This is a genomic window from Streptomyces sp. NPDC002265 (assembly GCF_040296125.1).
In the GTDB taxonomy this organism is placed as follows: domain Bacteria; phylum Actinomycetota; class Actinomycetes; order Streptomycetales; family Streptomycetaceae; genus Streptomyces.
Genome location: NZ_JBEOWS010000364.1, coordinates 1 through 9419, shown reverse-complemented (window position 1 = coordinate 9419; position 9419 = coordinate 1). Strand labels below are relative to the sequence as shown.

Annotated in this window: 7 protein-coding genes and 1 pseudogene; 2 read left to right on the top strand and 6 right to left on the bottom strand. The window is 72.3% G+C overall.

The annotated features are described in order from the left end of the window. Window positions 1-39: 39 nt before the first annotated feature. The 3 genes from ABT085_RS39045 to ABT085_RS39035 all read right to left on the bottom strand — a co-directional run bounded on the left by ABT085_RS39045 (window position 40) and on the right by ABT085_RS39035 (window position 3176). Window positions 40-1392: a polysialyltransferase family glycosyltransferase gene (locus ABT085_RS39045; protein ID WP_351619488.1), complete on the bottom strand. Its 1353-nt coding sequence runs from the start codon at window positions 1390-1392 to the stop codon at window positions 40-42. Then, window positions 1389-2375, bottom strand: a complete 987-nt coding sequence (locus tag ABT085_RS39040) for a glycosyltransferase family 2 protein (RefSeq protein ID WP_351619485.1) — start codon at window positions 2373-2375, stop codon at window positions 1389-1391. The genes ABT085_RS39045 and ABT085_RS39040 overlap by 4 nt, the downstream gene beginning before the upstream one ends. 141 nt (window positions 2376-2516) lie before the next feature. Then, window positions 2517-3176, bottom strand: coding sequence for a TetR/AcrR family transcriptional regulator (locus tag ABT085_RS39035; RefSeq protein ID WP_351619483.1), 660 nt, complete (start codon window positions 3174-3176; stop codon window positions 2517-2519). Window positions 3177-3244: 68 nt separating this feature from the next. Here ABT085_RS39035 and ABT085_RS39030 point away from each other — a divergent pair, with 68 nt between their 5' ends. Then, entirely contained in the window at window positions 3245-4696 is a 1452-nt protein-coding gene (locus ABT085_RS39030; RefSeq protein ID WP_351619480.1) for an FAD-dependent monooxygenase, read from the top strand. 44 nt (window positions 4697-4740) lie between these two features. On the opposite strand, the gene leuE is transcribed toward ABT085_RS39030, so the two are convergent. Together leuE and ABT085_RS39020 are read right to left on the bottom strand one after the other, a co-directional pair. Next, window positions 4741-5391: a leucine efflux protein LeuE gene (leuE, locus tag ABT085_RS39025; protein WP_351619477.1), complete on the bottom strand. Its 651-nt coding sequence runs from the start codon at window positions 5389-5391 to the stop codon at window positions 4741-4743. Window positions 5392-5526: 135 nt separating this feature from the next. Continuing rightward, window positions 5527-7107 (bottom strand): acyl-CoA mutase large subunit family protein, encoded by a 1581-nt coding sequence (locus tag ABT085_RS39020; protein ID WP_351619474.1) that lies wholly within the window; start codon window positions 7105-7107, stop codon window positions 5527-5529. Between the two features lie 186 nt (window positions 7108-7293). Here ABT085_RS39020 and ABT085_RS39015 point away from each other — a divergent pair, with 186 nt between their 5' ends. Further along, window positions 7294-8211 carry a L,D-transpeptidase family protein gene (locus ABT085_RS39015; RefSeq protein WP_351619490.1) on the top strand — a complete coding sequence of 306 codons (918 nt, stop codon included), beginning with the start codon at window positions 7294-7296 and terminating at the stop codon, window positions 8209-8211. Window positions 8212-8459: 248 nt separating this feature from the next. Here the strand turns inward: ABT085_RS39015 and ABT085_RS39010 are convergent. Then, window positions 8460-9419, bottom strand: a pseudogene (locus ABT085_RS39010) (hypothetical protein); the annotation flags it as partial.

Genomic DNA, 9419 nt, shown 5'->3' with positions numbered 1-9419 from the left:
GGGGGCCTCCCCTTCGCTGTGTCCGGTGCGCCGGGTGCGTCAGGACGACTGGGCCGCCCGGATCCGCCGTACGACCCTGCGCACGGTCGGGTTGCGGCGCAGCGCCTCCGCCCGGACCGGGCTGCCGCCGGGCAGGCGCAGCGTGGTCAGCCGGCGCTTCTTGAAGTACCGCTGGTGCTCGGCGAGGTTGGCGGTCAGCCAGGCGGCCGCCTCCTCGTGCAGGCCGGGGTACTTGCGGGACTGCATGCAGTAGCCGACGGTGTGCACCAGCGGGGCGAGGCGCTCGCTCAGCGCGGCCAGTTCGAGCGGGGCGCCGAGGGTCTCGCGCTCCGCGTCGGGCAGGGCCGCGTCGATGATGGTGAGCGGGACGCGGTTGCTGTTCTCGTACGGCGTGATGCGTTCGAGGAGGAGCTCCGTGCCGACCCGGGCGACGGGGATGCCGTAGAAGGCGGCGGCGGTCATCAGGGCCGTGGAGAAACAGCCGATGACGAGCCGCGGCTTCAGGAAGGCGAAGACGGTCTCGGCCAGCACGGGCTCGTCGAGGACCGAGAGCCGCACACCGAGCTCGTCGGCCACCGTCTCCAGGGACCTGCCGTAGACGGCGGGCGCGCTGGGGTGCGGCTTGAACAGGACGTTCTCGTGGCCCGCGCGGACGGCGGCCCGCAGCATCCGGACGTGCAGCGCCTCTTCCTCGTCCTGGCTGATCAGGTCGATGGCGGAGAGGTACTGGCCGAGCAGCACCGCCGTGGGACGGTCGCCCGCGGGCAGCCGCCCGGCGAGGATCCCGGCGCCGTCCTCGCCTATCTGGGCGAGTACGCCGACGATGGCCTCGTTGGGGATCGGCTCGGGCTCGACGCCGTACTCGGACAGCAGCATCGGGCGCAGCCCGGGTATGAGGTCGAGGTGGAGCACCCGGGCGATCCGGCTGTTCATGCCGTGCGGGATGCGGTTGCGGGTGGGCCCGTAGCTCATCAGGCCGTCCGCGTACACGTGGATCGGGCTGTCGGCGAAGATGTCGGCGACCGCGCGGGAGGGGTTGGCCTGGATGGACTCGCAGGCGATCTCGACCTCCTCGTCCCCGAGGTTCCAGGCCAGGCGTACGGCCTTCTCCCACAGCTGGGCGTCCTGGGCGCGGGGCGACCAGCCGGCCGGGTGGTGCGGGGCGATGAACTCGTTCCAGGAGCGCACCTCGTCGAACTCGGGGCGCAGCTTCTCGAACCCGGCCATCCGGTCCAGCGGGGTGCCGACCTCGGGCACGGCGGCGGTGTTGCTGACGACCAGGATGCGTCGGTGGGCGGCGCGCGGGCCGAAGAGGCCGGCGCGGATGGCCGCGGTGACGGTGGCGGCGGCGTACTGCGTGGCCGAGAAGAAGATCTGTGTCCTGCCGCTCATGCCGCGACTCCCTTCATACCGCCGCGTATGCGCCGCAGCGTGTGCACGCGTTCCTCGCCCATGCCGACGAGTGCCTCGTTGAGTTCCGCCTCCGTCATCCGGCCCAGCGCCTCGGCGGCCAGCTGGCGCAGCCTGGCGTGCACGCTGCGCTCGAACCGGCCCCGGTCCAGCAGCTGGTGGGCGATGACGACGCAGTAGTTGCGCAGCGCCTTCTTCCGCAGCCGGGCGGCCTCGGGGTCGTCGGCGAGTTCGGCCAGGACGAGGTCGAAGGAGCGGAAGAAGTCCAGCTGGCGGACGTCGCCGATCTGGGTCAGCGAGCTGGCGACGCCCCGGCGGTAGAAGACGCCGCGCAGGCTGGCGACGGCGTAGGACTCGGCCCTGCGGTGCAGGTCCCAGATCCAGGGACGGTCCTCGGCGGTGCGCAGCCCGTCGTGGAAGCGCAGCAGGCCCTTGTCCAGCAGCCGGCGGTGGTAGATGCCGGCCCAGGCGTACGGGTAGTCGACCATCGTCGTGTCGTCGACGGGGAGGATGGAGCTGCGCGGGTCGAGCGGGGTGTGCCGGCGGCCTTCGGGGGCCCGGTGGATCTGCCGTTCGACACCGAAGACCTGGACGTGGTCGGTGCGCACGAAGTCGACGTCGTGCCGTTCGATCCGGTGCACGAGGTCGCTCAGATAGCCGGGGGCGAGCCAGTCGTCGCCGTCCAGGAAGGTGAGGTAGCGGCCCTCGGCGGCGTCGATCCCGGTATTGCGCGCGGTGGCCAGTCCGCCGTTCTGCTCGTGCCGGATCACCCTGCTGTTCTTCAGCCGCTTCGTCAGGGCCAGCAGCGCCTCGTAGGTCTGGTCCTTGGTCGACCGGTCCTCGACGAACAGGAACTCGAACGAGTCGTCAGCGTTGTTGACGAGGCTGGCCACGGTCTCCGGAACGTACGCCTCGATATTGAAACAAGGGACGATCACGGACAGTTTCGGGGGGTGCTGAGGCACGCGGACACCTGGGCTCTCTCTGGGGCAGACCCCTGCGACCGTAAGAGATGTTCGATGCCGGACATCAACCCCTTGACCACTATCAGGTGAACGCGAGGTAGCTACACGCTCTCCCTTTCCCGCAGGACCGGCCCGCCGGACTCAGCCGATCCCGTACCGGGCCCCGATGCCCGTCACGATCATGGCCAGGCCTTCCTCGAAGTTCCGGTCGTAGTCCTCGAAGATCAGCGCGCCCGCCTGGGCCGACAGCGGGAAGTCCGCCATCAGGCGGGCGCGCTCCGTCACGTCGTAGCCCTCGCGGCGCTCGCCCGGCAGGGGCTGGACGCCCTGCTCCTCGGTGACGAAGCCGAGGGTGTACAGGTACGCGGTGGAGGTCGCGCGGACCGCCTGGGCCAGGGTGAATCCCGCCTCGGTGAAGAGCGTCAGGGTCCGTTCCATCTCGACGGCGTGCAGGGTGCCCGTGAAGCGTGAGCCGCTGAAGACCTTGGCTCCGTCGCGGTAGCTCAGCAGGGCGGCGCGCAGTGCGCGGTTGGCCGTGAGCAGCCGCTCCCGCCAGCCGGTGTCCGGCACCTGCCCGGGACTCCCGACCATCCGGCGGTACATCTCGGTGGCCATCTCGTCGAGCAGTTCCTGCTTGTTCTTGAAATGCCAGTAGAGCGCCGGCGCCTGGACGTCCAGCTCCTTGGCGATGGCCCGCAGGGTGAGGCCGTCGAGGCCCGTCTCGTTGAGCAGCCGCAGTGCCGCCTCGACGACCTGCTTCTTGTCCAGCCTGGGCGACCGCTGGGGTCTCTGGGTAACCACGCTTGACAGTTTAACGCCGTTAAGGGCATGCTCGTGAACACGGAACTTAACAACGTTAAGGAGCGGGGATGGCAGTGGACACGGACGTTCTGATCGTCGGCGCGGGACCCACCGGCCTCACGCTGGGCATCGACCTCGCCCGGCGCGGCGTGGACGCGCTCGTCGTGGAGCGGGGCGAGGGACTCGCACCGGGTTCGCGCGGCAAGGGCATCCAGCCGCGCACCATGGAGGTCCTCGACGACCTCGGCGTCCTCGACGGGATCCGCGCGGCGGGCGGCGACTATCCGGTCGGGCTGATCTGGCAGGACGGCAAACGGGTGGCCGAGCGCGCGATGTTCGACCCGGCCGAGGAGGGCGAGGCGGGCTCCCCGTTCCGCGAGCCGTGGATGGTGCCCCAGTGGCGCACCCAGGAGATCCTGCACGCCCGGCTGACGGAGCTCGGCGGACGGGTCGACTTCGGCCAGGAGGTGACAGCGCTCCACCAGGACGCGGACGGTGTGACCGTGCACTTCACCTCGGACGAGGGCGCGGGGACCGTCCGGGCGCGGTACGTGGTCGCCGCGGACGGCGGCCGCTCGGCCGTGCGCCGGGCCGTGGGCATCGGCATGACCGGGGCCGGGGCCGACGGTTCGGGCGTCGTCGACCCGGACCCGATCCTGGTGGCGGACGCCCGGATCAGCGGCCTGGACCGCGACCACTGGCATCTTTTCCCGCCGCGCGGGGACGGTGACGGCTTCATGGCCGTCTGCCCGCTCGCGGGCACGGAGCACTTCCAGATCGTCGCCGGGTTCCCGGCCGGAACCACGGTCGACAGCTCCCCCGACGGCGTACGCAAGGTGTTCGCCGCCCGTTCGCATCTGGCCGCCGACGCGGTGACCGAGATGAACTGGGTCTCGGAGTTCCGGCCGCGCGCGGCACTGGCGGACCGCCTCCGCTCCGGGCGGGTCTTCCTCGCCGGGGACGCGGCGCACATCCACTCACCGGCCGGCGGGCAGGGCCTCAACACCAGCGTCCAGGACGCCTACAACCTGGGCTGGAAGCTCGGCGCGGTGCTGAGCGGCGAGGCACCCGAGACCCTCCTCGACACCTACGAGGAGGAACGCCTGCCCATCGCCGCCGCGATGCTCGGCCTGTCCACGAAGATCCACCTGGGCGAGGCCCGCCGCGGCCGGGAGACCCGTCAGCTCGGCCTCGGCTACCGCGGCTCCGCCCTCGCCGTGGAGACCCGTGGCGACCTGCCGGAGGAGGCGGTGCGGGCCGGCGACCGCGCCCCCGACGCGGCCGTGGACGGCGTACGTCTCTTCGACGTGTTCCGGGGACCGCACTGGACCCTGCTGGCCGTCGGCACGGACGCGGAGCCCCCGGCGCTCCCCGGTGTCCGCACCGCGCGGATCGGGTCCGACGAACGGTACGGGACCGGGGTCTTCCTGGTCCGCCCCGACGGGTACGTGGGCTGGGCGGGCACCGGCACAAGGGGCCTGCGGGAGTACGCGGCCCAGGTGGGTCTGAGCGTCGCCTAGCCACGCGCGGGGCATCGCCCGGCCACGCGCCGGGCTTCGCCCGGCTACGCGCTGGCGAGCGTGAGTTTGACGGCGAAGCCGAGGAAGAGCGCGCCCGCGGCGGTCGTGGCGCCCGCGGAGAGCCGCCGGCGACGGCGGAAGGCCTCCGCGAGGCGCGTACCGCTGAAGATCAGCGCGGTCAGGTAGAGGACGCTCGCGAGCTGGGCGAAGGCCCCGAGCACGACGAACGACAGAGCCGGGTAGGCATAGCCCGGGTCGACGAACTGCACGAAGAAGGCGACGAAGAACAGGATCGCCTTCGGGTTGAACAGGCTGATCACCAGCGCCCGCCGGAACGGCCGCTCCCCCGCCACCGCCTCGGGCTCTCCGCTCTCGGCGACCGGGTCCCGCCGGGCCCGCCACATCGCCCGCGCGGCGCGCAGCATCCCGACCGCCAGCCAGGTCAGATAGCCCGCACCGGCGTACTTCACGATGCTGAACAGCACGGCGTTCGCCTGGAGCAGCGACGCCACACCGGCGGCCGACAGGGTCATCAGCACGGTGTCCCCGCACCACACACCCGCGGCGGCGGTGTACCCGGTCCGCACGCCCCGGCGGGCGGCGACGGACAGCACGTACAGCGAGTTCGGCCCCGGCAGCAGGACGATCAGGACAAGGCCCGCGAGATAGGTGGGAAGGTCGATAACACCAAGCATGAGAGGGAGTGTCGCACGGGAGTACGACATCGTGTCCAGGTGTCTCGCGGGTCAGTCACCGTCGAGGAGGGTGCCCGCCGGGAGGCCGGGCAGGACCCCGGCGGACGCGGGCACCGGGACGCTCCAACCGCGCTCTCAGAAGGTGTCCGACGGTACGTACGTGCCCCAGATCCCGCGCAGCGCGTTGCAGACCTCGCCGACCGTCGCGCGGGCGCGCAGGGCGTCCTTCATCGGGTACAGGACGTTGTCCGTGCCCTCGGCTGCCTTCCTCAGGGCGGCCAGGGCGGTGTCGACCGCGCCCCGGTCGCGCTCGGCGCGGAGCCGGGCGAGGCGTTCGGTCTGCCGGGCCTCGATGGCCGGGTCGACGCGCAGCGGCTCGTACGGCTCCTCCTCGTCGAGCCGGAAGCGGTTGACGCCGACCACCACGCGTTCGCCCGCGTCCGTCTCCTGCGCGATCCGGTAGGCGTTGCGTTCGATCTCGCCCTTCTGGAAGCCGTGCTCGATCGCCGCGACCGCCCCGCCGAGCTCCTCGACCTTGCGCATCAGCTCCAGCACCGCCCCCTCCAGGTCGTCCGTCATCCGCTCGACGGCGTACGACCCGGCGAACGGGTCCACCGTCGCGGTCACGTCCGTCTCGTGGGCCAGCACCTGCTGGGTGCGCAGGGCGAGGCGCGCGCTCTTGTCCGTGGGCAGCGCGATCGCCTCGTCGAAGGCGTTGGTGTGCAGGGACTGGGTGCCGCCCAGCACCGCCGCCAGGCCCTGGACCGCGACCCGGACCAGGTTCACCTCGGGCTGCTGGGCCGTCAGCTGCACCCCCGCGGTCTGCGTGTGGAACCGCAGCATCAGCGACCTGGGGTCCTTCGCGCCGAACTCCTCCCGCATGACCCGGGCCCAGACGCGGCGGGCGGCGCGGAACTTCGCCACCTCCTCCAGGATCGTCGTACGGGCCACGAAGAAGAAGGACAGCCGGGGCGCGAAGTCGTCGACGTCCATGCCGGCCGCGAGCGCCGTGCGGACGTACTCGATGCCGTCCGCGAGGGTGAACGCGATCTCCTGCGCGGGCGAGGCGCCCGCCTCGGCCATGTGGTAGCCGGAGATCGAGATCGTGTTCCACTTCGGGATCCCGGCCCGGCAGTACGCGAAGATGTCCGCGGTCAGCCGCAGCGAGGGCTTCGGCGGGAAGATGTACGTCCCGCGCGCGATGTACTCCTTCAGCACGTCGTTCTGGATCGTGCCGGTCAGCCGGTCCGCGCCGACGCCCTGTTCCTCGGCGACCAGTTCGTACAGGAGCAGCAGCAGCGCCGCGGGCGCGTTGATGGTCATCGACGTCGACACCGTGTCCAGCGGGATCCCGTCGAACAGCACCCGCATGTCGTCCACCGAGTCGATGGCCACGCCCACCTTGCCGACCTCGCCGTGCGCGATCGGCGCGTCGGAGTCGTGGCCCATCTGGGTGGGCAGGTCGAACGCCACCGACAGTCCCGTCGTGCCGTTCGCGATCAGCTGTTTGTAGCGGGCGTTGGACTCGGCCGCCGTGCCGAACCCCGCGTACTGGCGCATCGTCCAGGGCCGGCCGGTGTACATCGACGGGTAGACGCCGCGGGTGTAGGGGTACGACCCCGGATCGCCCAGCTGCCGCGCGGGATCCCGGCCCGTCGCCGTCTCCGGTCCGTAGACGGGTTCGATGGGCAGTCCGGACTCCGAGTCACGTGCCATGGAATCCACCATGCCGTGCCGTTCGTGTGCCGTCATCCGCGGGGAGCATCTTCGGTGACACCGTGCGCCCTCCGCGCGCCGCGCGGGGCGGGCGGCGCGGGGGCCAGTGAGACGACGGGGGCCGTGATGCGTTGTACGGGCATGAGGAGCTCAGGGAGCTTGAGGAACTCGGGGAGCTTGAGGACCATGGGCGGGCGCGGCACCGCGGACCGGAAGAGACGTTTCGCCACCGGGTCCACCGGAACTGTCCGGTCCGCCGTGGTCGCCGCGGCGGCCCTGACCGCGCTGGCGGCCGTGTGCGGGTGCACCGTGCAGCCCACCGACGGGGACGGCAAGCACCGCTCCCCCGTCCACATCAGCGTCACCGGCACGGCGGGCGCCGGCGGAGCCACCGGCACACCGGGCGCCTCCCGTACGCCCGCCGGGTCCGGCAGCCGGCCCGCCCCGGGGCCGAGCACGCCCGCCGTCGCCCCCGCGGTGCTCTGGGAGCGCGGGGACAGCGGACCGGCCGTCCGTGAACTCCAGGCGCGGCTGCGCCAGGTCGCCTGGCTCTACGACGGGCCGACGGGGACGTACGACGATCTCACCGAGGAGGCCGTCCGGGGCTTCCAGGGCAAGCGCGGGCTGCCGCGGACCGGCCGCGTGGACACCGTCACCTGGCGGCGGCTGCGGGACATGACCCATGAACCCGGCCGGTGGGAGCTCTACCTGATGGGCGGGCAGCCGGCCGCCGCGCCGGACCCGCGCTGTCTGACCGGCCGGGTGCTGTGCGTGAGCAAGTCGAGCCGCACCCTGCGCTGGATGATCGACGGACGGACGGTCTCGACGATGTCGGTCCGGTTCGGCTCCCAGTACACCCCCACCCGGGAAGGCGTGTTCCACGTCTACTGGAAGTCCCGCCATCATGTGTCGACGCTCTACGACTCCCCGATGCCGTACGCCATGTTCTTCAGCGGCGGACAAGCCGTGCACTACTCCTACGACTTCGCGGCCCGCGGGTACGCCGGCGCTTCGCACGGCTGTGTGAACGTGCGCGACGAGGCGGCGATCGCCCGGCTGTTCGCACAGGTGAGAAATGGCGACAAGGTCGTCGTGTACTGGTGACGACGCGGGGCGCGGAAGAAGGGGATTCGGGGCGCGGGCGGGACCGGGGGAACGTGTCCCGCCCGCGCCAGGTGCACGTGCCGTAGGTACGGGGGGAACCCCGGCTCCGTGCGACGGCCGATGACCAGTCGGCTCACTTATCACTGCGTCAGGGCCGCCGAAAATGTCACACCTGTTGCCGAAAAACTTGAGCGCGGGGCAAAACCGCAGGTCAGCGTGCTGTTCCGGGAGCGGAGACGCGGCTCGGCTCAGACGGCGAAGTGGGCCCGGGTGCGCGAGGAGGCGCGCGGGCAGCCGGCGTTCTTCACGCCCTTCACGTTCTTCAGGCTCCGCGGGCTCTTCAGGCTCTTCGGGCTCTTCGCGTTCCGCGGGCTCTTCCACGAGCCGTGGGCGAGGGTCTGCGACAGGGACGGCGTCAGCAGGCCGAGGGCGCCCTCGCGAGGGCCGTCACCGCCGCCGCGGACCGTGCCCCGGCCGTCGCCGTCCTCGCCCCGGCCGTCCTGGTCGCCCCGGCCGTCCTGGTCGCCCCGGCCGTCCTGGTCGCCCTTGTCGCCCTGCTCACCGGAGCCGTCGCGGGCCGTGCCGTCCGAGCCGTCCGCGGAGCCCTGTCCGCCTTCGGCGCCGCCGTCCTGACCGCTGTTCAGGGAGTCGTTGAGGAGCGCCTTGCAGTACTTCCACACGCGCGGGGAACCGCCCGCGGCCTTCTCCAGGGCGCGTCTGCGCTCACCGGCCAGTTCCCGGCCGGCGCGCATGTCCCGGCAGGCCGCGGCGGCACCGCTCCACGCGGAGCCGTAACCCGGGCCGGAACGCGAGCCGGCGGCGGCGCGGTCGTCCTTGCCCCCGTTGCCGGCGGTGGCGCCGTCGCCGGTGCCCCGGGTCGTACCGCCGGGCGAAGCGCTCGTAGGGCCGCCGGGGGTCGCCACTCCGCTGGTGCCGCCCATGATGTCGCCGGGCACGGGCGGGACGCGCGTGCCGTTCGGGCTCGGGGCTGCCGAGACGGAGGCGGCCGGGCCGTGTTCGGCCCCGCCGAACGGTGCGGGCAGGACTCCGGTTCCGGCCGCCATGGCGACCCCGCCGACCATGCCGGCGGCCAGCGCGGCGGACAGCCCCAGGCGGACCGGGCGACCCCAGCGGAAACGGCCGGCCGCCGGAGCCGCGCGGCCGAGGCGGACGACTGCGGTGTCCGCGGAGCGGGAGGCGGCGGCGCG

Coding starts and splice junctions, on each gene's coding strand:
- ABT085_RS39015 (WP_351619490.1), top strand. CDS start 7,294: ATGGGCGGGCGCGGCACCGCGGACCGGAAGAGACGTTTCGCCACCGGG.
- ABT085_RS39020 (WP_351619474.1), bottom strand. CDS start 7,107: ATGGCACGTGACTCGGAGTCCGGACTGCCCATCGAACCCGTCTACGGA.
- ABT085_RS39030 (WP_351619480.1), top strand. CDS start 3,245: ATGGCAGTGGACACGGACGTTCTGATCGTCGGCGCGGGACCCACCGGC.
- leuE (WP_351619477.1), bottom strand. CDS start 5,391: ATGCTTGGTGTTATCGACCTTCCCACCTATCTCGCGGGCCTTGTCCTG.
- ABT085_RS39045 (WP_351619488.1), bottom strand. CDS start 1,392: ATGAGCGGCAGGACACAGATCTTCTTCTCGGCCACGCAGTACGCCGCC.